Below are 23874 nucleotides of genomic sequence, written 5' to 3'. Positions count from 1 at the left end.
AATCCCGCCCTTATTTTTTAGCTTTTCACCGCGTAATTACATTGATACCAGACTTTCTTCAGGCCAGGCAAATTGCTGTCCTGCGCCGGAAGCGATTCGACTTTATCGAAGCCGCGCTGGTTACAGTAATTCGCCAGATCAAGTTCCAGCGCATCTTTATCCAGCTTCTGTGGATCGTAACGATACTGTACGGTATTTGAACGGGCATCTTCATCCACGCGCTCAAAACCCCCGGGTTTGCTGACACTACAACCGGCCAGCATAAAAAGCGCTAACGCGCTAATAAGCATTTTATTCATTAGGGTGTCCTCATCAGACGTTGCAGTGTAAAAGGCAACGCCACACGCCTCTATAGGAAAAAGACGCGAAATGTCCGATTAATGCAAAGCTTTCGCCAATCAAATCAATAAAACCAAACGGTTTTCCTTATCACATCAGCAGTGAGAAGATGACTTCAGACAAAACGAAGTCTGCACCACACCAGGTGATACCCACAAAAAGACATACTGAAAGTGACCTTTATGCCCGTGCTGAGCGGGCTTTTTTTCGCCCGTTATCCGGTAAGGCTGACCATCTTACGCAAAAGATTGGCCGCTTGTTTGTCCGGCAATGCGAGAATTCCGCTGTAAAGATCTATCGACATCGCGCACATCGTGCCGCGATCCACCGCCGTATCCGCCGGCATATTCAGCTGCTGCAGCTTATCGCCCCACTTGCCATACAGTTTTTCCACCACGCGCTGCAGATCGCGCTGCGCCTGAGGCTGATCCACCGCCAGCTCATCGCCGGTACTGTTTTGCAGCAGTGCCTCGAGCGCTTCACCATCGCGCTGATTAAGCTCCGGCGACAGCACCTGTTGCAGATTGACGCCACCGCTGACCTGCGGATAGAGGAAACGGAAGCAGCGCTGCGTATCCTGCTGCTGCAGCGCCTGCATCTCCTGCACCGAAACGCGGATGTAGTTGATGATCGCCGCATCGCTGGCGCGCGCCATGCGCTGATTCACCAAATCCATCAGCCAGCCGCGCATATCGCCCAGCGCCTGCTCCGCAGGTACGCCCTCTGCCAGCTTGTGCTGCAGCTCACGATTCAGCAGTTGCCACAGCGCCGGCTCCTGCACTTTCAGCACGCGATAACCCGGCGCGTCGCTCAGTTGGGTAGCCACCTGCGCCGCCAGCGCCTCGCGCTCCTGACGCGGATGCAGCCAGCTAAACCACAGCAGATTGGCCAGCAGCACAGGCAGCAAAAACAGCAGGACACCCTGCCAGACGCGCAGCGCGGTGGTGCGCAGCAGTATCACGATGATGATCGCCAGCACCACAAAAGCGGCCAGCGTGAGCGGGAAAAGCGAGAACATGGAGCGACATTAATCCTTGCGAACGTCAATTAAAACCGGACAGCTGGCGCGTTCAATCACTGTTGCGCTTACCGAGCCTTTCAGCAGGCGGTTGAGCGGCGACAGGTGACGACGGCCCATTATAATCATACTGGCGTGCAACGCCTCAGACTGCGCCACAATGGTTTCCGCCGCCTCACCGGCCAGAATCAGCCCGCGTGCGTCAATGCCAGCGCGCAGCAGCGGTGCCAGCGCATGGCGTACCACCATTTCAGCCGTGTTTTGTTCATCCTGCGCCACGACAAAATCGTCTGGATCTTCCCCGGCGTCGATCTCAATCGGCTGATTGCACGACGAATAAGCCGGATCGACACAGCACAGCACGGTGACCTGCGCCTGTTGCGCCAGCGCCTGTTCAATGGTCAGGGCGATCACTTTTTCCGCCACCGGTGAGTTATCGATGGCCATCAGCAAGGTTTTCATCAGTCGGTTATCCTTCCGCAGCAGTTATTTTGCCAATTTCGCGAATCAGCGCCTCTTTACACTTTATCAGCGCTGTCCGGTAATGCGCTTCCTGGCGGTGAAAACGTGCCGTCGGCACCAGCAGTGAGATTGAGAAGCGCCCGAACAGCGTATCAATTGCGACCGCCATGGTGGAAATGCCCTCCAGCGTTTCGCCGCGATCGATAGCCAGTCCGCTGGCGCGCACTTCGGCAATCAGCGTCAGCAACTGCGGCAGCGTTTTTACCGTCATTTCCGTCAGTTCCGCATAGGCTTCGCCGACCATCACCCGCACATCTTCGTCGCTCTCCAGCGCCAGCAGCGCCCGGCCACCGGACGTACTGTAGAGCGGCAGATTCAGGCCGATGTGGGGCACCACGCGCAGCTCACGCGTGGCCACCACGTAATGGACAATCGCCAGCTGCGTCCCGCTGGCCCGCGCCAGCGACACCGTTTCATTGATTTCCGCCGAGAGTTGTTCGAGGAACGGCCGGACAATTTCCACCACGTCACTGTGCACGCTGGAGATCAGCTTCAGCAACGCCGGACCGAGGCGCAGCCCGCCTGCCCCGCCGCTGCGCACCAGCTGCGCGCTATCCAGCGCCGCCACGATGCGCTGCACCGTCGAGCGCGGCAGATCGACCACCTGCGCAATTTCACCCAGACTCATGCCGCCCGGATGCTCACCGAGCGCATTTAAAATTTTTGCCGCACGCGCAATGACCTGAATGCCACCCGCTTTTTCATCCTCACGGCTTGAGGGAGGTTCTACCATGATACGTTCCTTTTTGGCCTGCCCTACTTTAGCGCGAACGATCGCACTTTTACACCCTGTATCACATTGCAATACACCATATCGAAATGTAAGATGCGAGCTGTATCACATCGCAATACACTGCATCAACTAATAACGAGACACCTGCTATGAATGCCCAGCCCGTCGCGGCACCGGCACCGCATCCTTTTACCCTGCGCCTCGCGCTGGGGCTGGTGGGGGTGCTGATCGCCGCGCTGACCTCCGGATTAAACGATCGCGTCACCGACATCGCGCTGGCCGATATCCGTGCCGCAATCGGCATTAGCTACGATGACGGCAGCTGGATTATCTCGGCCTATCAGGCAGCGGAAGTCGCCGCAATGATGATTGCACCGTGGTTCGCCGTCACCTTTTCGCTGCGCCGCTTCGCGCTGGCGGTGTCGGCCGGTTTCATGGTGTGCGGTGTCCTGCTGCCCTTTATGCCCACGGCCCCGCTACTTATTGCGCTGCGCGTGGTGCAGGGACTGTTTGGCGGCGCCCTGCCGCCGCTGCTGATGACGGTGGCGCTGCGCTTTCTGCCACCGCCGATCAAACTTTATGGGCTGAGTGCTTACGCCCTCACCGCCACGTTTGGCCCGAATCTGGCGGCGTCGCTGGCGGCGTTCTGGACCGATGACGTCAGCTGGATGTTTGTGTTCTGGCAGGTGGTGCCGGCCATGCTGATCGCCATGCTGCTGATCGGCTGGGGTCTGCCGCAGGATCCGCTGCGCACTGAGCGATTTAAACAGATTGACCTGTTCGGCATGCTGAGCGGCTGCTCGGGCATGGCGCTGCTGATTCTGGCGCTGACGCAGGGTGAGCGTCTCGACTGGCTCAGCTCGCCGCTGTTTGTCGCCCTATTATTCAGCGCGCTGGCGTTGCTGATTGTGTTCTTTATTAATGAATGGTTTCACCCGCTGCCGCTGTTTAAGTTGCAGATGCTGCGCCGGCGTAATTTGTCGCACGGTTTGCTGGCGCTGGCGGGTGTACTGATTCTGGCGCTGTCCGGTTCGGCGCTGCCGTCGGCCTATTTTGGTCAGGTGGAGGGGTTTCGCACGCTGCAGTTCGCGCCGCTGGCGTTGACCATCGGCCTGCCGCAGCTGCTGATTGCACCGCTGGTCGCCAGCCTGCTGAATATCCGCTGGATTGACTGCCGCTGGGTGCTGAGCGTCGGTGTGCTGCTGCTGGCGACCGCCTGCCTGCTCGGCATGCAGATCACCACCGACTGGGCGCGGCAAAACTTCTGGCTGATGCAGATCTTGCAGGCGTTTGGTCAGCCGATGGTGATTCTGCCGGTGCTGATGAGCGCCACCAGCGTGGTCGCGCCGCCGGAAGGGCCGTTCGCCTCCGCCATGTTCAATACCGTACGCGGCTTTGCCAGCATTGCCGCCAGCACGCTGGTGGAGTGGTTTATCAGCCATCGTGAGCAGTTTCACTCCAGCGTGCTGGTCGATCAGGCTGCCAGTCGCAGCTGGCTGATGACCGCAGCGGATAGCCAGCAGGCCAGCAGCAGCCTGCCGCTGTTGGCCGACGGCAGCGCCAGCAGCGCGGCCAATCTCAGCGGCTTCGCCACCCTGCTGAAGCATCAGGCGATGGTGCTGAGCCTGAGCGATGCGTATCTGATGCTGATCGCCTTCGCTGCCGGGCTGTTAGTGCTGACGCTGTGCCTGGCGAAACGCGTCTGGCCACCGCAAACCCTGATTCAACCTGTTACCAAAACTCCGGAATAACTGTTATGCACGCTTTTGCTATGAAACGAACAATCCTGCTGAGCGCCCTGCTGCTGGTTTTGCTGGCGATGGCGTTCTGGCTGTGGTCAGCCATGACCGGCAACGACCATCGCACTGATGATGCCTGGGTGAATGCCGATTACACGCTGGTGGCTCCGAAGGTGTCCGGCTATATCGCCCACGTCAACGTGCAGGATAACCAGCGCGTGCGGGCTGGTGACGTGCTGGCGACGCTCGACGACCGCGACTATCGCGTGGCGCTGGAGATCGCGCGGGCGAATCTGCAGGTCAGCGACGCCAAACGGCTGAGCGCGCAGGCGCAGCTCGACCAGCAGCAGTCCACCATTGCCGAGGCCCGCGCCACGCTGGCCGCCAGCCAGGCATCGGCACAGTATGCCGGACAGAGCGCGGCGCGCTATAACCAGCTGTACAAGAGCGGCACCATAGCCGCTGACGATCAGCAGAAAGCCAGCTCAACCCAGCGTTCCGCCGCCGCTACGGTGCGCCAGAGCGCAGCGGCGCTGGCGGCGGCCGAACAGCAGGTGAAGGTGCTTGAGGCCGCGCTGCGTCAGGCGGAGGCTGATGTTGCGGCGGCGCAGGCCAGCGTCGACCAGGCCGGGCTGAATCTCTCTTATACGCGTATTATTGCGCCGGTGGATGGCATGGTGGGTCAGCGTTCGGTGCGCGTGGGAGCCTGGGTCAGCGCGGGTACGCGTCTGCTGGCCGTGGTGCCGCTACAGCAGACTTACATCACCGCCAATTATCTGGAGACGCAGCTGGCGGATGTGCGCCCGGGCCAGAGAGTGGTGGTGAAGATTGATGCATTGCCAGGCAAGACCTTCACCGGTCACGTTGACAGTATCGCCCCCGCTACCGGCGCCACGTTTTCCGCGATTGCCCCCGATAACGCCACCGGCAACTACACTAAAGTGGTTCAGCGTTTGCCGGTGAAAATTGTGCTGGATCCGCATCAGAGCGATCTGGCGCAATTACGTGTCGGCATGTCGGCGATTCCGCAGATTGAGACCCGATGAAAATGTGAGCAACTTCTCAGAAGTGACCTATTTATTTTCGGATCGATTCCGCGTAAATTAGCGCTCGATCCTGTTTCGGGGCAGCCCGAAGCGACCTGAGTAGAAAGCGTGTAGCGATGATGAACTCCACCTTTCTCTTATTCTGTTCGGGTTACGCTGGTTTGGGATCGCCATCATTGTAACCGCTCAGAGGAGTTGTTTTGTGAAATACGCCTTGATGGGAATCTCTTTCTTCGTCTTACTTTGGGTCGGCACCTTCGTGCTGATGCTGTAAAGACGCCAGCCGGGGCGACCGCTCAGTCGCCCCGATTTGTAATTACTCTGCTTCTTCCACCGCTTTTACCGTTCCCGGCAAAATACCGTCGGCGCGGAACATCGCTTTAATGCCACGCACCGCCTGACGAATACGATCGCTGTTTTCAATCAGGGCAAAACGCACGTGGGTATCGCCGTAGTCACCAAAGCCAATGCCCGGCGAGACGCACACTTTCGCCTCCTGTAGCAGCCGTTTGGCAAATTCCAGTGAGCCCAGATGCGCATAGTGATCGGGAATTTTCGCCCAGACGTACATGGACGCTTTCGGCAGATCGACCATCCAGCCCGCTTCATGCAGCCCTTTCACCAGTACATCGCGCCGGCGTTTATACTGCTCGGCGATATCACGCACGCACTGCTGATCGCCCTCCAGTGCCGCAATCGCTGCCACCTGCAGCGGTGTGAAGGTGCCGTAATCGTGATAGCTTTTGATGCGTGCCAGTGCCGCCACCAGCTCTTTGTTGCCGACCATAAAGCCGATGCGCCAGCCCGCCATGTTGTAGCTTTTTGACAGGGTAAAGAATTCCACCGCCACATCGCGCGCGCCCGGCACCTGCATAATCGACGGCGCTTTCCAGCCGTCATAGGTGATGTCAGCGTAGGCCAGATCGTGGATGACCAGCACGTTGTAGTGCTTCGCCAGCGCGATGACGCGCTCGAAGAAGTCCAGCTCTACGCACTGCGATGTCGGGTTGGACGGAAAGCCGAGGATCATCATCTTCGGTTTCGGGTAGCTTTCGCGGATGGCGCGTTCCAGCTCATTGAAGAAATCGACGCCCGCGACCAGCGGCACCGAGCGCACCTGCGCGCCGGCGATCACCGCACCGTAGATGTGAATCGGGTAGCTGGGATTGGGCACCAGCACGGTGTCACCGTGATCGAGCGTCGCCAGCATCAGGTGCGCCAGGCCCTCTTTCGAGCCGATGGTAACGATAGCTTCGGATTCCGGATCGATATCCACCTGGTAACGCTCGGCGTACCAGCGCGAAATGGCGCGACGCAGGCGCGGAATCCCTTTGGAGGTAGAGTAGCCGTGCGTGTCTTCACGCTGTGCCACCTGACAGAGCTTTTCCACGATGTGCGGCGGTGTCGCGCCATCCGGGTTGCCCATGGAGAAATCGATGATGTCTTCGCCGCGCCGGCGCGCAGCCATCTTCAATTCAGCCGTGATGTTAAATACATAGGGGGGGAGACGTTCAATACGCGAGAAACGACGGGGTGTGCTGTTATCAGCCATGATGTCCTCTGGATTACGTTAGCGCCCGGACCGTCCGAGCGACGCTGGTCACTGCCGTGACCGAAACAAGAACATAACGCGCTGATAACAATATTGTCGAGGGGGGACGGCAAATTTTCTTAGCCTGCTTCGTTTAAGCGCCCAAACACCCAATCGTTTACCCACTGGCCGTTGAGCCGGTAGTTATCGCGTAGCGTGCCTTCCAGCGCGAAACCGTTCTTTTCCAGAATGCGCCGCGACGGCCAGTTGCCCTCAATCACCAGCGCTTTGAGTTTGTGGAAGTCGGCCTGCAGCAGGAACGTGCACAATGCCTGCAACGCTTCGCTGCCGTAGCCCTGACCGGTACAGGCGTGACGCAGCATGTAACCCACTTCGGCCTGACGATACGGATGCCACTCGGCGCTGCAGCCAAACAGGCCAATCGCTTCACCGCTGTCGCGCAGGCGCGCCACCAGGCACAGCATGTGAAAACTGCTGGGTTGCCACGGTGCCAGCCGCTCGTTAAAGCGCTGGCGGATGTCGTTTTCATCGGGGATCTCGCTCACCCAGGTCATGGTCGCGGCATCTTCATGGACCGCTTTGAAAATCTGCCAGTCTTCCGGCTGTAACCGGCTGAGGGACAAACGAGGGGTGAGTAATTGCATGGCCACGCTCCGCTGTTGTGCTTACGGCAACATAGCAAACCGCATCCGTGACAACCAGTGAACGCTGCACGCTTTCAGCAATCCTCTTTTTGGCACTCAGGATTTCCTCTTTTCAGGTTTCATAGCGGATAATCTGCCTTGCTCTCCTTCAGGGGCGGATGTGACGGGCGGATCTGGTCGCCATAAATGGCGCCCCTACGGTGCATCCGCAGTCTTGTAGGGTGCGCATTCATGCGCACCGGCAGCGCGCATCTTCGTATCTGGTCGCCATAAATGGCGCCCCTGGAGTGCATCCGCGGTCTTGCAGGTTGCGCATTCATGCGCACCGGCAGCGCGCACCTTAAAAATTGATCCAGGCTATGAGAAACGTCTGCAGCTTGCCGGGACGCTGGCGGATCGCGATCACATTTTTTATCATGTCCGCAACCTTGCCTGCTCCGGAGAACACCGTGCCTTCCCATTTCGACATGCTGCTGGCGGTGTTTGACCGCGCCGCGCTGATGCTGATCTGCCTGTTCTTCCTGACCCGCACCCGCGTATTTCGTCAGCTACTGCAAAAAGATGAACACTCAATCGGCGAAAAAGCCGTGGTGACCGCCATCTTCTCGCTGTTTGCGCTGTTCAGCACCTGGTCCGGCATCAACGTTGACGGCTCATTGCTCAACGTCCGGGTGATTGCGGTCATGGCGGGCGGCATTCTTTTCGGGCCGTGGGTCGGCATTGCAACCGGCGTGATTGCCGGCGTGCACCGCTTCCTGATTGATATCGACGGCATCACCTCGGTGCCCTGTCTGATTACCAGCATCGTCGCCGGTATCGCCGCCGGCGCCATCAACCGCTTCGTCAGCAAAGAGCAGCGCTGGCGCGCCGGCATCCTCGGCGGCATGCTGTGTGAAAGCCTGACCATGCTGCTGATCGTGCTGTGGGCGAAACCGATGTCACTCGGTTTAACCATCGTGTCGGAAATTGCGCTGCCGATGATTCTCGGCGCGTCGAGCATTGGTTTGATTGTGCTGCTGGTGCAGAGCGTCGAAGGGGAAAAGGAGGCGATTGCTGCGCGTCAGGCCAAACTGGCGCTGGAGATTGCCAACAAAACCCTGCCGCTGTTTCGTCAGGTTAATAGCGACTCGCTGCGCAAAGTGTGCGCCATCATTCGCAGCGACATCCATGCCGATGCGGTGGCGATCACTAACACCAAACAGATTCTGGCTTACGTCGGCTACGGCGAGCAGAACTACCACAACGGCGACGACGGCATCAGTCCGACCACCGCGCAGGCGATCGCCAGCGGAAAAATTATCATTAAGAATAATGATGAGGCACACCGCACCAAAGATATCCACTCAATGCTGGTGATTCCCCTTTGGGAAAAAGGGGAAGTGACCGGCACGCTGAAAATCTATTATCGCCGCGCCCATCGTATTACCGGTTCACTGAAAGAGATGGCGGTCGGTCTGTCGCAAATCATCTCGACGCAGCTGGAAGTCTCGCGTGCCGAGCAGTTACGCGAGATGGCCAATAAAGCGGAACTGCGCGCGCTGCAAAGCAAAATCAACCCGCACTTCCTGTTTAACGCGCTGAATGCCATCTCCTCATCAATTCGCCTGAATCCGGACACGGCGCGCCAGCTGGTGATTAATCTGTCGCGCTACCTGCGTTACAACCTGGAACTCAACGACGATGAACCCATCGACATCAAAAAAGAGCTGTGGCAGGTGAAAGATTACATCGCCATTGAGCAGGCACGGTTTGGCGACAAGCTGTCGATGATTTACGACATCGATGAAGATCTGCACTTTTCGCTGCCCAGCCTGCTGATTCAGCCGCTGGTGGAGAACGCCATCGTGCACGGTATTCAGCCGTGTCGCGGCAAAGGCGTGGTCACGCTAAGCGTGAAAGATCTGGGCGATCGCGTGCGCGTGGCGGTGCGCGATACCGGTGCCGGCATCAGCGAAGAGGTGGTCAGCCGGGTGGCGCGCAACGAAATGCCGGGCAACAAAATTGGCCTGCTGAATGTGCATCACCGGGTGAAACTGCTGTCCGGCCACGGCTTAACCATAACCCGTCATCAGCCCGGTACGGAAATCGCCTTTACCCTCAGCAAAAGTGGTCAGCGGCTGTCCGGCCCGCTCACCCCGTTAGCGGAAACCTCAGCGTGAAAGCCATTATTGTCGAAGACGAATTCCTGGCGCAGCAGGAGCTAAGCTGGATGATCCAGCAGCATAGCCAGATCAGCATCGAAGCCTGCTTTGATGACGGGCTGGAAGTGCTGAAGTATCTGCAGACTCATCGGGTGGACGTGATTTTTCTCGATATCAACATCCCGTCGCTGGACGGCATGCTGCTGGCGCAGAACATCAACCAGTTTATCCATAAGCCGCTGATTGTGTTTATCACCGCGTGGAAAGAGCACGCGGTCGAGGCCTTCGAACTTCAGGCGTTTGACTACATCCTCAAGCCGTATCACGAGTCGCGCATCATCACCATGCTGAACAAGCTGGAGGCCAGTGCACAACAGCAGCAGGCGCAGCAGCACAATCCGGCAGCCAGCGCGCCGCAAACGGTGAATTTAGTTAAAGATGAGCGCATTATCGTGACCGATATTAACGATATCTATTACGTTGAAGCGCATGAGAAGCTGACGTTTGTCTACACGCGGCGCGAAGCCTATGTGATGTCGATGGCGATCAGCGAGTTTTGCAGCCGTTTGCCTGAGTCGATGTTCTTTCGCTGCCACCGTTCGTACTGCGTTAATCTGAGCAAGATTGGCGAGATCGAACCGTGGTTTAACAACACCTATCTGGTGAAGCTGCGCGATATGGATGCGCAGGTGCCGGTGAGCCGCAGCAAGGTGAAGGCGTTTCGCCAGCTGATGCATCTTTGAAGGCGAACGGCACGGGAAGCCGTTCGCCCGTCAGATTACAGCACGCGCCCCAGCGCCTGGCGCAGATGGGCACCGGCGCCAAGCAGGCCCGGCTGGTCGTGAGTAATCATGTAGACCGGAATATCAACGAGGTAATCGCGGAAGCGGCCTTTGTCTTCAAACGCCGCGCGGAAGCCGGACGCTTTAAAGAACTCGAGGAAGCGCGGCACGATGCCACCGGCAATGTAGACGCCGCCAAAGGTGCCGAGGTTCAGCGCCAGGTTGCCGCCAAACCGTCCCATGATGACGCAGAACAGCGTCAGCGCGCGGCGGCAGTCAATACAGCTATCCTGCAGTGCCCGCTCGGTGACATCTTTTGGCTTGAGGTTTTCCGGCTCGCGCTGATCGGATTTCACAATCGCCCGATACAGGTTAACCAGTCCGGAACCCGACAGCACGCGCTCGGCAGAAACGTGACCCAGTTCGGCGCGCAGCACTTCAAGAATCGCATCCTCTTCTTCACTGTTTGGCGCAAAGTCAACGTGACCGCCCTCACCCGGCAGGCTGACCCAGCGCTTATCAACGTGCACCAGATGGCTGACGCCCAGCCCGGTGCCAGCACCGTAGATGGCAATCGGTTTATCCTGCACCGGCGATTTGCCGCCGAACTGCAGGACGTCCTGCGCCGTCAGCATCGGAATCGCCATGGAAACCGCGGTGAAATCGTTAATGATTTCCAGCGTAGTAAAGCCCAGACTTTCCTTCATCTGACGCGTTGAGAAGGCCCAGTCATGGTTGGTCATCTCCACCCAGTCGCCGGTGATCGGACAGGCGATGGCGATGCAGCCGTCGGTAATGTCCTGTTGTTGCTCATCCAGATAGTGACGGATAACTGCTTCAAGGTTGTCGTAGTCTGATGTTGAGAATGTTTTGGCCTGGGAGATGGCGCCGGTCTCCACCTCACACAAGGCGAGACGAGCGTTAGTGCCGCCCACATCGCCGACCAGGGCGTATTTTGTCATTCTTCTGCTGCTCCGCTTGGGTCATAAACAAGTGCAGGACACTATAAAAGCCTGCCAATAAAACAACAACGCTCACCTTGCACGATGAGCGTTGGTCATTCAGTGCGACGCACAGCCTGACTGTCGCCAGCCCAACTGTACAGAGGCAACTGTCCTAAACTTTGTGGCTATTACGCTGGTGCAGCGCCGCCGTCACGGTACGCAGCAGCGGCGGCAGATCCTGTTTCTCCATCACCACTTCAATCAGTGACAGGCAACGCGCCTGGCTGAGCAGTGCCATCACGGCATCAAGCTGCGCCGTTTCACTGATGCGCCAGCTCTGAGCCGCACAATTCAGGCTCATCGCCTGCGGCAGCGCGGTCCAGTTCCACTGCGCGATGTCGTTGTAGCGCTGTTCCGCTCCATGGATCGCGCGTTCGACAGTGTATCCCTCATTATTCAGCAGAAAAATGATCGGGCTTAAGCCGTCGCGCTGGATCGATCCCAGTTCCTGAATGGTCAGCTGCGCCGATCCATCGCCGATGATCAGAATGACGCGGCGGTCAGGCTGCGCCGTCTGGGCACCAAAGGTGGCGGGTAAAGTATAGCCAATGGAACCCCATAAAGGTTGTACCAGCAGCTGCGCATCATGCGGTAAACGTAGCGCGGCAGCGCCAAACGCCGCCGTGCCCTGATCGGCAAGGATAATATCACCGGGCTGCAGGAAACGCTGCATCGCCTGCCAGAAAGCCTGCTGACTGATTACGGCGGCAGCAGCGGGCGGTGCATCGTCCGGCATGTCGGCCACGCCCGTGGCCCAGTGCGCGCAGTGGCGCTGATAAACCGGCAGCAGCGCGGCCAGCGCCTGCGCCATGCTCAGCGGTGCGAAGGTTTCTCCGGCGACGCTGGCATGAAACGGCTGCAGATCAATCACCCGCTGCGCCGACAGCTGCTGGGTAAACCCGGCGGTCAGGGTGTCGGTAAAACGCACGCCGACGCACAGGGTGACATCGGTGTCTTCAATTGCCGCGCGCACGGTTTCGCGGCTGCCGCTGGCGGCGTAGGTGCCGACGAAGCCCGGTTGCTGCTCATCCAGCACGCCCTTGCCCATCAGTAGCGTGGCTGCCGGAATGGCACGCAGCGCACGCAGCTCAGCCAGCGGCGCCTGCAGCTGCCAGCGGGCAGCGAGAAAATCGGCCAGCAGCGCCACGCGCTGCGCCGGTGCCAGCAGGCGTTCCGCCGCTGCGGCAAACGCCTGCGCCACGTCGCGGTTTTCAGCCGGTACCGGGCTGGCGCTGGCTGACGGCAGCGTTACCGTGGCGGCGGCGACATCCACCGCCAGCAGCAAATAGCCCGGACGGTGCTGCTGTAGCGCGCCAGCGATGACCCGATCAATTTCAGCCACGGCGTTGTCGGCGCTCAGCACCGCGCTGGCGGCACTGACTTCCTGGGCCATGCGCAGAAAATGGCCAAAATCGCCGTCGCCGAGCGAATGATGCACGCAGTCGCCCTGCTGCTGGGCGTGGCTGGCGGGAGCGCCGACGATGTGAATCACCGGCACATATTCGGCGTAGCTGCCGGCGATGCCGTTAATCGCACTAAGTTCACCGACGCCAAAGGTGGTCAGCAGCGCGGCCGCGCCGTTGCAGCGACCGTAACCATCGGCCGCATAGGCGGCATTGAGTTCATTAGCGCAGCCGACCCAGGTAATGCCGGGATGGTCAATGACGCTGTCGAGAAATTGCAGGTTGTAGTCGCCGGGTACGCCGAACAGATGGCGGATACCCGCCTGGTGCAAACGATGCAGTAAATAGTCGCCAACGTTAAGAGTGTTCATCGACCGCTCCTGTGAGGGGGAATGATCAGGAGTATTAGCGATGTGGCTGAACTGGCGAGATTTTCACCATCATCGCGCTGTCATGCATGGCAAGCATTCGTTACGACGACAGAAAATTCTGTAAGTTGCGATCTTTGCCGCGTTACGGCGCAGTGTAAACGCATACACTGCTATGCTGATGCCACTTTCTCCCACCTGAGACAGGAACGCTGCATGAGTACTTTTCCCCACGCCGAACGTTATCACCAGATGCAGTATCGCCGCAGCGGCCGCAGCGGCCTGAAGCTGCCGGCGATTTCGCTGGGTCTATGGCACAACTTTGGCGACAGCACGCGCGTCGACAACAGCCGCGCGCTGCTGCGTCACGCATTTGATCGCGGTATTACCCATTTTGATCTGGCCAATAACTACGGGCCGCCGCCCGGTTCTGCGGAGAGCAACTTTGGCCGCATTCTGCGCGAAGATTTTCACGGCCTGCGCGACGAGCTGGTGATCTCCACCAAAGCGGGTTACACCATGTGGGACGGTCCGTACGGCGACTGGGGCTCACGCAAGTACCTGATTTCCAGCCTCGATCAAAGCCTGAAGCGCATGGGGCTGGAGTACGTGGATATCTTTTATCACCATCGTCCGGATCCGGAAACGCCGCTGGAAGAGACCATGCGCGCGCTCGATCAGGTGGTGCGTCAGGGTAAAGCGCTGTACGCGGCGATTTCGAACTACCCGGCGGATAAAGCCGCCGCCGCTATCGCCATGCTGCGCGATCTCGGCACCCCCTGCCTGATCCACCAGCCGCGCTATTCGATGTTCGAACGCACGCCGGAACAGGGTCTGCTGGACGTGCTGGGTGACAATGGCGTCGGCTGTATTGCTTTTTCACCACTGGCCGGTGGCGTGCTGACCGACCGCTATCTGCAGGGCATTCCGCAGGATTCGCGCATCGCCAGCGGCAGCAAATTCCTCAACGAAAACCAGCTGACGCCAGAGAAGATGGCGAAAGTGCAGCAGCTGCAGGCGCTGGCGCATCAGCGCGGTCAAAAGCTGGCGCAAATGGCGCTGCGCTGGGTGCTGCGCGACACGCGCGTCACGTCGGTGCTGATTGGCGCCAGTAAAACCGCGCAGATTGACGATGCCGTCGACATGCTGAGCCAGCCTGAATTAACCGCGGACGAGATCGCTGCCATTGAGCAAATTCTGGTGTAACCGTTTACCCGCCCGGAATTTTCCGGGCGCTGTCTTTAGCAGAAAACGCTGCACAACCTTTCGCTGACACTTTTTCAGACTAAATCTCAAGGCGTGTCTGGTCCGATATGGCACACTAGCGCCACGGTAGCCTCGATGCTATCGATGAGGAGAAAGTATGAAACGTGCAATTTTGTTTGCCGCTTTGCTGGCAACGTTATCCCCTCTGGCGCTGCACACAGCTGAAGCCAGTAGCGCTACCATCAATCTGGCCCCTGGCGTCACGCTGCATCTCGGCGATCGCGATCGTCGCGGCTACTACTGGGACGGTGGTCGCTGGCGTGAACCGCGCTGGTGGCACGATCGCTATCAGTACAACGATCATCGCTGGTGGCGTCACGAAGAGTGGAAACGCCACCGTGCCTGGGAGCGTGAACGTGAGCGCCGCTGGCACGAGCGCGAACGTCGCGAACACTGGCGTCACGATCACCGGCACGACCGCCACGACCATCATCACCATTAAAAAAAATCCCGGCGCAGACGCAGCCGGGATTTTTTTATTCAGTCATTTGTTTACCAGCCGAGCGCTTCGCCCACCAGCAAATAGATATTCAGCGCCACCACCAGCACCACAATCAGCCGACCGGCATTTTGCATCAGGCGTGAGTTCACCAGTTCATCGCCCATGATGTCACGGTTCCCGGTGAACGACAGCAGCGGAATCAGCGCCAGCGCAATACCGAAGCTCAGCAGCACCTGGCTCATCACCAGAATGCGCGTCGGATCCCAGCCCGCCCAGATAACAATAAAGGACGGCAGCATAGTAATGGTACGACGGAACCACAGCGGAATGTGGAAGCGGATAAAGCCCTGCATCACCACCTGGCCGGCCAGCGTGCCCACCACGGTAGAAGAGAGGCCGGCCGCTACCAGACTCAGCCCGAACACAATCGCCGCCGCGTGACCCAGCAGCGGCTGCAGCGTCAGATAGGCCTGGTCGAGATCGACAATGCTGGTGTGACCGCTAAAGTGAAACGCGGCCGCTGCGGTGGCCATCATCGCCAGGTTAACGAAACCGGCAATGGTCATGGCGATCGCCACGTCGAGCTTGGTGGAGGAGTAGCGCTCCGCCTTGCTGCCTTTATTACCGTACTGCGTCAGCGCCGAGTGCAGATAAATGACGTGCGGCATAATGGTCGCGCCCAGTACGCCAGCCGCGAGGAATACCGCGTCCGAAGTAGGCAGGCTCGGCAGCGCCATGCCCACCACCAGATCGCTGACGCGCGGCTGCGAGAAGAACAGCTCAACGATATAAGCGGCGGCGACAAACAGCAGCAGCCCGCCAATCACCAGCTCCAGCGGCTTCTGTCCACGGTTTTGCAGCATCAGGATCAGGAACGTGGCGATACCGGTTAACACCGCGCCCTGCAGCAGCGAGATGCCGAGCAGCAGCTTAAAGCCGAGCGCAGCCCCGATGAATTCCGCCAGATCGGTGGCCATGGCGATAATCTCCGCCTGTACCCAGTAGAACCACACCGCCGGGCGCGGGAAGCGATCGCGAATATGCTCGGCGAGGTTTTTACCGGTGGCAATACCCAGCTTGGCAGACATCAGCTGGATCAGCATCGCCATAATGTTGGCCCATACCACCACCCACAGCAGTTTGTAGCCGTACGCGGCCCCCGCCTGGATGTTGGTGGCAAAGTTGCCGGGATCGATATAACCAATGGCCGCGATGAAGGCCGGTCCCAGCAGCGCGAGCTTGATCTTTCTGGCTCCGCGAGCGGCGCGCTCGGCGGTGCGACTTTCTGACATAGTTTTGACCCTGTCCTAACGCTTGTCTGACCCATCCAGCTTACGGGGCATTCAAGGCAAGTGAAATTTGGTTATAGTTATCGCATTGATAGATGGTGCTATAAAGTATAGCCATTGCTATACCACAAGGTAAAGTTAGCGCTTGCTAAAAATTATGCAACAGGTTTCACTCTACTCCCGGGTCAAATTATAGACAATCTCTTTGTGGATATTTCTTGTGATCGATTTGTAAACAGGTTGTGAGCGGTGAGACTAATCCGAGAAATAAAGCGATACCGAATACTTATATTGTGGTTTTGATCTCGTTTTTAAGTAACGCGTTACATAGAATACGCAGCAAAATACAACCCTCCTCAAATTTGGAGCCGATATGTCCCATATTTTGCACTTCCTTTTAGCATTGGTGGTGGTAGCCGTGCTGGCGTTACTCGTCAGTCACGATCGTAAGAGTATCCGGATTCGCTATATCGTTCAGCTGCTGGTGATTGAAGTGCTGCTGGCGTGGTTCTTCCTTAACTCCGAAGCAGGCCTCGGTTTTGTTAAAGGTTTCGCCGGGCTGTTTGATCATCTGCTCAAATATGCAGCAGAAGGCACCAATTTCGTGTTCGGTAACATGAACGAGAAAGGTCTGGCCTTCTTCTTCCTCAATGTTTTGTGCCCTATCGTCTTCATCTCAGCCCTGATCGGTATTTTGCAGCATTTCCGCATCCTGCCGTGGGTGATTCGCGCTATCGGTACCGTGCTGTCGAAGATCAACGGCATGGGCAAACTGGAATCCTTTAACGCCGTCAGCTCTCTGATTCTGGGACAGTCAGAAAACTTTATCGCCTATAAGGATATCCTTGGCAAAATGTCACAGCGCCGCATGTACACCATGGCAGCCACCGCGATGTCGACGGTGTCGATGTCGATTGTGGGTGCATACATGACGATGCTGCAGCCAAAGTACGTGGTGGCCGCGCTGGTGCTCAACATGTTCAGTACCTTTATCGTGCTGTCGCTGATTAACCCGTACCGCGTGGACAGCGAAGAAGACCTGCAGCTGCAGGATCTGCATAAAGGTCAGAGCTTCTTTGAGATGCTGGGTGAATACATCCTGGCCGGTTTCAAGGTGGCGATTATCGTTGCGGCGATGCTGATTGGCTTTATCGCGCTGATCTCCGGCCTCAACGCGCTGTTTGATACCATCTTCGGCATCAGCTTCCAGGGCGTGCTGGGCTATGTGTTCTATCCGTTTGCCTGGGTAATGGGCGTACCATCCAGCGAAGCGCTGCAGGTGGGCAGCATCATGGCGACCAAGCTGGTTTCTAACGAATTCGTTGCAATGATGGACCTGCAGAAAATCGCCGGTCAGCTGTCGCCGCATGCGGAAGGCATTCTGTCGGTGTTCCTGGTCTCCTTCGCCAACTTCTCCTCCATCGGCATTGTCGCAGGCGCGATCAAAGGTCTGCATGAAGAGCAGGGTAACGTGGTATCACGTTTCGGCCTGAAACTGCTGTACGGCTCGACGCTGGTGAGCGTGCTTTCCGCCGCCATCGCCGGTCTGGTGCTGGGCTTCTGATCTACAGGGCGGGCTGCGGCTCGCCCTTCTCTTCTTTTATATACCTAAGCGTTATATCCCGCGCCAGTCAGCCTGCCGCCGCGTCACGCCCTGCTTCACCGTTTCCCGCAAACCCTTTGCACAATATCGAATTTCCGTTGTTGCCGTCTGCGCCCGTAGCTTTTCCTTCTGACCTCACCTCAGGAGAATCGCATGAGCATTCAGTTCCTTGGCATGATTGGCCACCGGCTTGCCTCAGAAATCATTCCCGCATCCGGCACGTTGTTCGATAAAGATTACATTGCCCGCTTTGCCCGCGCCCATGAAGCGGCCGGCTTCGATCGCATTCTTGTCGGCTACTGGTCCGATCAACCCGATGGCTTTCTGGTCACCGCTCACGCAGCGGCGCATACCCAGAAGATTAAATTCCTGCTGGCGCACCGTCCGGGGTTTGTCGCGCCCACGCTGGCGGCCCGCAAGCTGGCTTCGCTCGACCATCTCACCGACGGCCGCCTGGCCGTGCACATTATCAGCGGCGGCAGCGACAGCGAACAGCGCCGCGACGGTGATTTTCTCAGCAAGGCTGAACGCTATGCGCGCACCGACGAATTTCTCAGCGTGCTGAAACAGAGCCTTGAGTCGCCACAGCCTTACGATCATCAGGGCCGGTTTTACCAGGCTGAGCAGGCTTTCTCTGCCATTAAACCGCTGCAACATAAGCTGCCGATCTATTTCGGCGGATCGTCACCGGAGGCGATTGACGTGGCGGCGCGACATGCCGATGTCTTCGCGCTGTGGGGCGAACCGTTAAAAGGCGCGGCCGAGACGGTACGTAATGTGCGTGCGGCGGCGGCCGCGCAGGGGCGCCAGATTGCGTTTAACATCTCCTTCCGGCCAATTCTGGGTAACACCGAAAAAGAAGCCTGGGAGCGTGCCGAACATATCCGCGCCACCGCAGAGAAGCAGCTGGCGGATACCGGCTATACCTTTGGTTTGCCGAAGCCGCAGAGTGTCGGTGCGCAGCGTCTGCTGGCGGCGGCGCATGAGAGCGAACGCCACGACAAAGTGCTGTGGACCGGCGTGGCAAAACTGGTGCAGGGCGGCTACAACTCCACCGCGCTGGTCGGCACGCCGGATCAGGTTTCTGAGGCGCTGCTGGATTATTATCGCCTCGGCATTCATAGCGTGCTGATCCGCGGATTTGACCCGCTGAATGATGCGGTGGAATACGGCCGTGAGCTGCTGCCGCTGACGCGTGAAAAAGTGGCTGCGCTCAGCGCAACTGAAAAAAGGAGCGCCTGATGCGTCTCGCCGCTCTGTTTGCCGGTGTTGCGCTGGCCCTCGCGTCACTCCAGCCGCTGCTGGCGGCCGATAAAGTCACGCTGCGCCTTGGCGATGTGAAAGGCGATCGTTTTGCCGCCCTGAAAGCCTCGGGCGAACTGAACAATCTGCCTTACGATCTTAAGCTCACCGCCTTTGACTCCGGCGCGCCGGTGCAGGAAGCGCTCAATGCCGGGGCGCTCGATGTTGGCTTTACCGGTGATTTGCCGTTTCTGTTTGTCTATGCGGCAGGCGCGCCGGTGAAAGCCGTGGGTGCCTGGCAGAATAACCCGGACAGCATCGCCCTGCTGACCCGCCCCGACGCCGGCATTCACCGGCTGCAGGATTTAAAAGGTAAGCAGATCGCGGTCAACCGCGGCGGCTGGGGACACTATCTGCTGCTTGGCTTGCTGGAGCGCGCTGGCCTGACGCCGCAGGATGTCACGCTGCGCTTCCTTGGACCGGTGGATGGCCGCGCGGCGCTGACGTCCGGTGCGGTCGCGGCCTGGGCGCCGTGGGAGCCCTATATCGCCACCTCGACCGCCATCGACGGTACGGTGCGCGTGCCGGACGGCGGCGGTAAAGGCATTATGTCTGGTTACTCCTACGCACTGGCCCGTAATGAAGCGTTGCAGGACGCCGGCAAGCGGGAAGCGATTGCCGACCTGCTGGCGCGACTGGCGAAGGCGCAAATCTGGGCGCAACACCATCCGCAGGAATTCGCCGGCGTGCTGAGCCAAACCCTGAATATGCCCCCCGCCATTACCCGCAGCTGGATTGACGATGCGCGCATCCGCCCGCTGGTGTTTGACACGCACCTGATTGCCACGCTGCAGAAATCCGCCGACTTTTTCCATCGTTATCAGGTGTTGCCAAAGCAGGTCGATGTCAGCCAGGCGTTTGACTTCAGCCTGTCCGCCGCCGCTAACCGCATCGCCCAGCACGCGCCGGGAGACAAATCATGAGTGATTATCAGCAACATCGCCTGCGCACCTTCGTCGCCCGGCTGGCCACCCTGCTCGACAGCCAGCCGGACGAAGCGACCATTTTGCGGCAGGGCAGCGGCTGGCTGGCCGAACTGATTCGCCACGATGACTGGCTGGATGAGGCGTTTACCCAGCCCCATCCGCAGCACTATCAGCAATATCTGCTGTATGCCGATGCGCAGCAGCGCTTTTCCGTGGTGAGTTTTGTCTGGGGGCCGGGTCAGCAGACGCCGATTCACGATCACCGCGTCTGGGGACTGATTGGCATGCTGCGCGGCGCCGAGATTTCACAATCGTGGCAGCCGGGCCCGCACGGTTTACAGGCAGAAGGTGCGCCGGTGCGGCTTGAACCCGGCAGCGTGGAGGCGGTGTCGCCGACGGTCGGTGATATCCATCGCGTCAGCAACGCCTATGACGATCGCGTCTCTGTCAGTATCCACGTGTATGGCGCGAATATCGGCGCGGTTGAGCGCGCGGTCTACACCGCCGACGGCCACGAAAAACGCTTTATTTCCGGCTACAGCAACCGTTATCTACCTAACATTTGGGACCTTTCACATGACTAAACCGGTTTTCCCGTTTCGCCAGGCGGCGGAACTGCTGACAGCGCTGCGTCAGCAACAGGAAGTGGCGATCATTGACGTGCGCGATGAGGCGCTGTTTGCCACCGGGCACCCGCTGTTTGCCGTCAACATTCCGCTATCAAAGCTGGAGCTGGAGCTGCTGGACCGCATTCCCCAACGTCACACCGCCATTACGCTGTATGACAACGGCGAAGGCCTGGCGCAGACCGCCGCTGAACGTCTCGCCGCACTGGGTTATCAGCAGGTCACGCTACTGGCCGATGATTTAGCCGGCTGGCAGGCGGCTGGCGGCGAGCTGTTTATCGATGTTAATTCACCCAGCAAAGCGTTTGGCGAACTGGTGGAACATCATGCCCGCACGCCTTCGCTCTCCGCCGATGAGGTACAGGCGCTGATTAGCGATGATGCCGACGTGGTGGTTTTGGATGCGCGGCGCTTCGATGAATATCACACCATGAGCATTCCGGGCGCCACCAGCGTACCGGGCGGCGAACTGGTGCTGCGCGTGCGCGATTTAGCCCCCTCACCGCGCACCACGGTGATTGTGAATTGCGCCGGACGCACGCGCAGCATTATTGGCACGCAGTCGCTGGTCAATGCCGGTATTCGTAATCCGGTATTCGCGCTGCGCAACGGCACCATTGGCTGGACGCTGGCTGGTCATGCCCTGGAGCATGGGCAGAGCCGCCGCTATGGCAACGCCAGCGAAACCGCGCAACGTCAGGCCGCGAGCCAGGCCCGCGCCATTGCCGATCGCGCTGGTGTGACACGCATTCCTCTGGCGACGCTGACGCGCTGGCAGCAGGAAGCACGCACCACCTACCTGTTTGACGTGCGTGATGCCGAAGAGTACGCCGCCGGTCATCTGCCGGGCAGCCGCCACGTGGCGGGCGGCCAGCTGGTACAGGAGACCGATCATTACGCCAGCGTGCGCGGTGCGCGTATCGTGCTGGTGGATGATGACGGTGTCCGCGCCAATATGACCGGCTCCTGGCTGGCGCAGCTTGGCTGGCAGGTGGCGGTGCTTGATGCATTGCAGGCCAGCGATTTCAGCGCTGTCGGTAGCTGGCAGCCGCAGGTCGCGCCGGTTGCTGCGCCGGAATCGATCTCCCCCGCGCAGCTGGCCGAGTGGCTGGCGGCTGGCGACACGCAGGTGCTGGATTTCACCACGCTCGCCAATTACCGCAACAGCCATATTCCCGGGGCGGCCTGGCTACTGCGTTCCACCCTGCAGCAGCAGGGCAAAGCACTACTGCCCGATGCTGGCCGCTATGTGCTGACCTGCGGCAGCAGTCTGCTGGCCAGCTATGCCGTGGAGCAAATTGCCACGCTGACCGGCAAACCGGTGCGGGTGCTGGCGGGAGGCAATGCAGCCTGGCGTGCCGCCGGTCTGCCCACCGAACAGGGCGAGCAGCGCCTGCTCTCGCCGCCCATCGATCGTTATCGCCGCCCGTACGAAGGCACCGATATTGAACCGGACGTGATGCAGGCCTATCTCGACTGGGAATATGGTCTGGTGGCGCAACTGGATCGCGACGGTACCCACGGTTTTCGCGTGCTGCAGCTGCAGCCACAGGCCGTAACGGTTTAACACGGAAAGGCGCTGCAGGTCAGCGCCATTGCGCGCAGCCAGTCGGCGAATGCAACGTCACACTGCGCAAACGGGCAGTATTATTATCGGGTTTTAAGTACGTTTGTTCTGAACGAACAGAGAATTGGTGGAGATAAGCGGGATCGAACCGCTGACCTCTTGCATGCCATGCAAGCGCTCTCCCAGCTGAGCTATACCCCCACATCTGGAATTCGTTTTTTCAGTGCAAACCGTTGGGAGCGGTTTGGTGGAGCTAAGCGGGATCGAACCGCTGACCTCTTGCATGCCATGCAAGCGCTCTCCCAGCTGAGCTATAGCCCCGTACCGAAAAAACCGCCGAGTTACCTCGACGGACGGCATAATATGAGACCGCTGTTTGAGTGTCAACGGCAAATTCTCGTTCTGCGTGCGATCGCTGAAAAAGGCGGCAACCCTGTGTCGCCGTGGCTTTTTTTTCAGCGCAGCGCGTACTCGTCATCCCTGCCCTCAGCCGTTATCTCAACGCCGCCTCAACGGTGCACCACGCCGAGGTTAACTTTAGGTTAAAGATGTTAGCGTCAGGCTTGTTTTCGTTAATGGTGCGTGTAAAACTTAGCGCGCTAATTAACCGGTTAGCCGTCCAGGGTATTCACTCGCTAACCGGCCAGCACGTCCTCCTTGTTTAATAAAAGAAAAGTGAACTATGTCGCTGCATACACCTAAAGAGATCGCGCAACTGGCGATTCAGGCCGGCGTGGCTAAAAGCCGTCTGCCGGTTTCCACCTTATTAATTCTTGGCTTTATGGCTGGCGCGTTTATCGCGACCGGCTTCCTGCTCGATCTGCACGTTATTAACCAGCTGCCTGCTGAATGGGGCTCGTTTGCCGGCTTCCTCGGTGCGGCGGTATTCCCGGTCGGACTGATTCTGACCGTGCTGGCGGGCGGCGAGCTGCTGACCGGCAACATGATGACCCTGCCCATTGCCTGGTTCGCGCGCCGCATTAGTGGTTTCAGCGTGCTGCGTAACTGGTTTTGGGTCACCATCGCCAATTTTATTGGCAGCGTTGCGGTAGCATGGTTCTTCGGCCATCTGCTCGGCATGACCGAAGGCGACTATCTGAAGAAAACCGTGGCGATCGCGCATGCCAAAGTGAACGCCGATTTCATGCACGCGTTCATCTCCGGCATCGGCTGCAACTGGCTGGTGTGTCTGGCGGTGTGGCTGGCCTTCGCCAGTAAAGATATGGTCGGCAAAATCTTCGGCATGTGGTTCCCGGTGATGGCCTTCGTGGCAATCGGTTTCCAGCACGTGGTGGCCAACATGTTTATCGTGCCTGCCGCAATTTTTGCCGGTCAGATGAGCTGGGCAGAATTTGCACCTAACGTGGTTGCGGTATTTTTAGGCAATGGTGTGGGCGGTGCGATCTTTGTCGGCCTCACCTATTTCCTCGCCTTCCGTCCGGCACAGGCGGCGGTCAGCGAAGCGCAGTAAACCGATTTTGCCTTTTGTCGCACAGCAAAAGGCATTTTCTGCCTTGATTACTTTTCCCCGTAACGTTTTGTTGTAATATGTAGAGCTAATG

22 protein-coding genes and 2 tRNA genes are annotated in these 23874 nt (G+C 58.7%); 13 read left to right on the top strand and 11 right to left on the bottom strand.

Annotated elements, in window-relative coordinates; genetic code table 11:
* Window positions 1–17: 17 nt before the first annotated feature.
* The 4 genes from E7738_RS01250 to E7738_RS01235 all read right to left on the bottom strand — a co-directional run bounded on the left by E7738_RS01250 (window position 18) and on the right by E7738_RS01235 (window position 2612).
* Window positions 18–299 carry a membrane lipoprotein lipid attachment site-containing protein gene (locus E7738_RS01250; RefSeq protein ID WP_021509105.1) on the bottom strand — a complete coding sequence of 94 codons (282 nt, stop codon included), beginning with the start codon at window positions 297–299 and terminating at the stop codon, window positions 18–20.
* 254 nt (window positions 300–553) lie between these two features.
* Window positions 554–1357, bottom strand: coding sequence for a hypothetical protein (locus E7738_RS01245; RefSeq protein WP_104093031.1), 804 nt, complete (start codon window positions 1355–1357; stop codon window positions 554–556).
* 9 nt (window positions 1358–1366) lie between these two features.
* Window positions 1367–1819, bottom strand: a complete 453-nt coding sequence (locus E7738_RS01240; protein ID WP_127834392.1) for a universal stress protein — start codon at window positions 1817–1819, stop codon at window positions 1367–1369.
* Window positions 1820–1826: 7 nt separating this feature from the next.
* A complete protein-coding gene (locus tag E7738_RS01235) occupies window positions 1827–2612 on the bottom strand; it encodes an IclR family transcriptional regulator (protein ID WP_021509102.1) in 786 nt (261 codons plus the stop codon).
* Window positions 2613–2761: 149 nt separating this feature from the next.
* Between E7738_RS01235 and E7738_RS01230 the strand changes: the two genes are divergently transcribed.
* From E7738_RS01230 to ypdK, 3 genes are all read left to right on the top strand, one after another.
* Window positions 2762–4363: an MFS transporter gene (locus E7738_RS01230; RefSeq protein ID WP_394516004.1), complete on the top strand. Its 1602-nt coding sequence runs from the start codon at window positions 2762–2764 to the stop codon at window positions 4361–4363.
* Window positions 4364–4368: 5 nt separating this feature from the next.
* Window positions 4369–5397: an efflux RND transporter periplasmic adaptor subunit gene (locus E7738_RS01225; protein WP_394516003.1), complete on the top strand. Its 1029-nt coding sequence runs from the start codon at window positions 4369–4371 to the stop codon at window positions 5395–5397.
* Window positions 5398–5599: 202 nt separating this feature from the next.
* Window positions 5600–5671, top strand: coding sequence for a membrane protein YpdK (ypdK, locus tag E7738_RS01220; protein ID WP_006120362.1), 72 nt, complete (start codon window positions 5600–5602; stop codon window positions 5669–5671).
* Between the two features lie 42 nt (window positions 5672–5713).
* Here the strand turns inward: ypdK and alaC are convergent, their stop codons facing one another.
* A complete protein-coding gene (gene alaC, locus E7738_RS01215) occupies window positions 5714–6949 on the bottom strand; it encodes an alanine transaminase (RefSeq protein ID WP_150361607.1) in 1236 nt (411 codons plus the stop codon).
* Between the two features lie 119 nt (window positions 6950–7068).
* Window positions 7069–7593 carry a GNAT family N-acetyltransferase gene (locus E7738_RS01210; RefSeq protein ID WP_031280018.1) on the bottom strand — a complete coding sequence of 175 codons (525 nt, stop codon included), beginning with the start codon at window positions 7591–7593 and terminating at the stop codon, window positions 7069–7071.
* Window positions 7594–8060: 467 nt separating this feature from the next.
* Here E7738_RS01210 and E7738_RS01205 point away from each other — a divergent pair, with 467 nt between their 5' ends.
* Window positions 8061–9752 carry a sensor histidine kinase gene (locus tag E7738_RS01205; RefSeq protein WP_058781787.1) on the top strand — a complete coding sequence of 564 codons (1692 nt, stop codon included), beginning with the start codon at window positions 8061–8063 and terminating at the stop codon, window positions 9750–9752.
* On the top strand, window positions 9749–10477 hold the full coding sequence (locus tag E7738_RS01200) for a LytR/AlgR family response regulator transcription factor (RefSeq protein ID WP_021508252.1): 729 nt from the start codon (window positions 9749–9751) through the stop codon (window positions 10475–10477). The genes E7738_RS01205 and E7738_RS01200 overlap by 4 nt, the downstream gene beginning before the upstream one ends.
* A gap of 35 nt (window positions 10478–10512) precedes the next feature.
* Here the strand turns inward: E7738_RS01200 and glk are convergent, their stop codons facing one another.
* Both glk and E7738_RS01190 read right to left on the bottom strand, forming a co-directional pair.
* Window positions 10513–11478 carry a glucokinase gene (glk, locus tag E7738_RS01195; protein WP_058758366.1) on the bottom strand — a complete coding sequence of 322 codons (966 nt, stop codon included), beginning with the start codon at window positions 11476–11478 and terminating at the stop codon, window positions 10513–10515.
* 154 nt (window positions 11479–11632) lie between these two features.
* A complete protein-coding gene (locus E7738_RS01190) occupies window positions 11633–13294 on the bottom strand; it encodes an alpha-keto acid decarboxylase family protein (RefSeq protein WP_104188604.1) in 1662 nt (553 codons plus the stop codon).
* A 213-nt stretch (window positions 13295–13507) separates the two neighbouring features.
* Here E7738_RS01190 and E7738_RS01185 point away from each other — a divergent pair, with 213 nt between their 5' ends.
* Window positions 13508–14497 carry an aldo/keto reductase gene (locus E7738_RS01185; RefSeq protein ID WP_215480569.1) on the top strand — a complete coding sequence of 330 codons (990 nt, stop codon included), beginning with the start codon at window positions 13508–13510 and terminating at the stop codon, window positions 14495–14497.
* Window positions 14498–14654: 157 nt separating this feature from the next.
* Complete coding sequence (locus tag E7738_RS01180) at window positions 14655–14999, top strand: DUF2502 domain-containing protein (RefSeq protein WP_059012163.1); 345 nt, start codon at window positions 14655–14657, stop codon at window positions 14997–14999.
* 50 nt (window positions 15000–15049) lie between these two features.
* Here E7738_RS01180 and E7738_RS01175 read toward each other — a convergent pair whose 3' ends face one another.
* Window positions 15050–16291, bottom strand: a complete 1242-nt coding sequence (locus E7738_RS01175) for an Nramp family divalent metal transporter (RefSeq protein WP_021508247.1) — start codon at window positions 16289–16291, stop codon at window positions 15050–15052.
* A gap of 370 nt (window positions 16292–16661) precedes the next feature.
* Between E7738_RS01175 and E7738_RS01170 the strand changes: the two genes are divergently transcribed.
* From E7738_RS01170 to E7738_RS01150, 5 genes are all read left to right on the top strand, one after another.
* Window positions 16662–17852 carry a NupC/NupG family nucleoside CNT transporter gene (locus tag E7738_RS01170; RefSeq protein WP_031279840.1) on the top strand — a complete coding sequence of 397 codons (1191 nt, stop codon included), beginning with the start codon at window positions 16662–16664 and terminating at the stop codon, window positions 17850–17852.
* A 192-nt stretch (window positions 17853–18044) separates the two neighbouring features.
* Complete coding sequence (locus E7738_RS01165) at window positions 18045–19133, top strand: LLM class flavin-dependent oxidoreductase (RefSeq protein WP_127834401.1); 1089 nt, start codon at window positions 18045–18047, stop codon at window positions 19131–19133.
* Entirely contained in the window at window positions 19133–20116 is a 984-nt protein-coding gene (locus E7738_RS01160; protein WP_021508244.1) for an ABC transporter substrate-binding protein, read from the top strand. The genes E7738_RS01165 and E7738_RS01160 overlap by 1 nt, the downstream gene beginning before the upstream one ends.
* The gene (locus E7738_RS01155; RefSeq protein ID WP_211725266.1) at window positions 20113–20703 is read left to right on the top strand and encodes a cysteine dioxygenase family protein; all 591 of its coding nucleotides are present in this window, start codon (window positions 20113–20115) and stop codon (window positions 20701–20703) included. Before E7738_RS01160 ends, E7738_RS01155 begins: the two co-directional genes overlap by 4 nt.
* A complete protein-coding gene (locus E7738_RS01150) occupies window positions 20696–22312 on the top strand; it encodes a rhodanese homology domain-containing protein (RefSeq protein ID WP_127834403.1) in 1617 nt (538 codons plus the stop codon). The genes E7738_RS01155 and E7738_RS01150 overlap by 8 nt, the downstream gene beginning before the upstream one ends.
* 125 nt (window positions 22313–22437) lie before the next feature.
* Here E7738_RS01150 and E7738_RS01145 read toward each other — a convergent pair.
* Both E7738_RS01145 and E7738_RS01140 read right to left on the bottom strand, forming a co-directional pair.
* Window positions 22438–22513, bottom strand: a tRNA-Ala gene (locus E7738_RS01145).
* A 44-nt stretch (window positions 22514–22557) separates the two neighbouring features.
* A tRNA-Ala gene (locus E7738_RS01140) sits at window positions 22558–22633 on the bottom strand.
* 361 nt (window positions 22634–22994) lie between these two features.
* On the opposite strand from E7738_RS01140, the gene E7738_RS01135 reads away from it, so the two are divergent.
* Window positions 22995–23783, top strand: a complete 789-nt coding sequence (locus tag E7738_RS01135; protein WP_021508241.1) for a formate/nitrite transporter family protein — start codon at window positions 22995–22997, stop codon at window positions 23781–23783.
* Window positions 23784–23874: the final 91 nt, after the last annotated feature.

This window comes from Pantoea sp. SGAir0430 (assembly GCF_043549295.1).
The sequence above is the reverse complement of the archived record's forward strand: the minus strand, read 5'-3'. Positions and strand labels throughout refer to the sequence as shown.

Excerpts from the sequence above, each read along its gene's own strand:
- E7738_RS01230 (WP_394516004.1), top strand. The coding sequence starts at position 2,762 with ATGAATGCCCAGCCCGTCGCGGCACCGGCACCGCATCCTTTTACCCTG.
- E7738_RS01150 (WP_127834403.1), top strand. The coding sequence starts at position 20,696 with ATGACTAAACCGGTTTTCCCGTTTCGCCAGGCGGCGGAACTGCTGACA.
- E7738_RS01250 (WP_021509105.1), bottom strand. The coding sequence starts at position 299 with ATGAATAAAATGCTTATTAGCGCGTTAGCGCTTTTTATGCTGGCCGGT.
- E7738_RS01225 (WP_394516003.1), top strand. The coding sequence starts at position 4,369 with ATGCACGCTTTTGCTATGAAACGAACAATCCTGCTGAGCGCCCTGCTG.
- E7738_RS01205 (WP_058781787.1), top strand. The coding sequence starts at position 8,061 with ATGCTGCTGGCGGTGTTTGACCGCGCCGCGCTGATGCTGATCTGCCTG.
- E7738_RS01135 (WP_021508241.1), top strand. The coding sequence starts at position 22,995 with ATGTCGCTGCATACACCTAAAGAGATCGCGCAACTGGCGATTCAGGCC.
- E7738_RS01185 (WP_215480569.1), top strand. The coding sequence starts at position 13,508 with ATGAGTACTTTTCCCCACGCCGAACGTTATCACCAGATGCAGTATCGC.
- E7738_RS01160 (WP_021508244.1), top strand. The coding sequence starts at position 19,133 with ATGCGTCTCGCCGCTCTGTTTGCCGGTGTTGCGCTGGCCCTCGCGTCA.
- E7738_RS01190 (WP_104188604.1), bottom strand. The coding sequence starts at position 13,294 with ATGAACACTCTTAACGTTGGCGACTATTTACTGCATCGTTTGCACCAG.
- E7738_RS01170 (WP_031279840.1), top strand. The coding sequence starts at position 16,662 with ATGTCCCATATTTTGCACTTCCTTTTAGCATTGGTGGTGGTAGCCGTG.
- alaC (WP_150361607.1), bottom strand. The coding sequence starts at position 6,949 with ATGGCTGATAACAGCACACCCCGTCGTTTCTCGCGTATTGAACGTCTC.
- E7738_RS01155 (WP_211725266.1), top strand. The coding sequence starts at position 20,113 with ATGAGTGATTATCAGCAACATCGCCTGCGCACCTTCGTCGCCCGGCTG.
- E7738_RS01175 (WP_021508247.1), bottom strand. The coding sequence starts at position 16,291 with ATGTCAGAAAGTCGCACCGCCGAGCGCGCCGCTCGCGGAGCCAGAAAG.
- E7738_RS01210 (WP_031280018.1), bottom strand. The coding sequence starts at position 7,593 with ATGCAATTACTCACCCCTCGTTTGTCCCTCAGCCGGTTACAGCCGGAA.
- E7738_RS01235 (WP_021509102.1), bottom strand. The coding sequence starts at position 2,612 with ATGGTAGAACCTCCCTCAAGCCGTGAGGATGAAAAAGCGGGTGGCATT.
- E7738_RS01180 (WP_059012163.1), top strand. The coding sequence starts at position 14,655 with ATGAAACGTGCAATTTTGTTTGCCGCTTTGCTGGCAACGTTATCCCCT.
- E7738_RS01165 (WP_127834401.1), top strand. The coding sequence starts at position 18,045 with ATGAGCATTCAGTTCCTTGGCATGATTGGCCACCGGCTTGCCTCAGAA.
- E7738_RS01240 (WP_127834392.1), bottom strand. The coding sequence starts at position 1,819 with ATGAAAACCTTGCTGATGGCCATCGATAACTCACCGGTGGCGGAAAAA.
- glk (WP_058758366.1), bottom strand. The coding sequence starts at position 11,478 with ATGACAAAATACGCCCTGGTCGGCGATGTGGGCGGCACTAACGCTCGT.
- E7738_RS01245 (WP_104093031.1), bottom strand. The coding sequence starts at position 1,357 with ATGTTCTCGCTTTTCCCGCTCACGCTGGCCGCTTTTGTGGTGCTGGCG.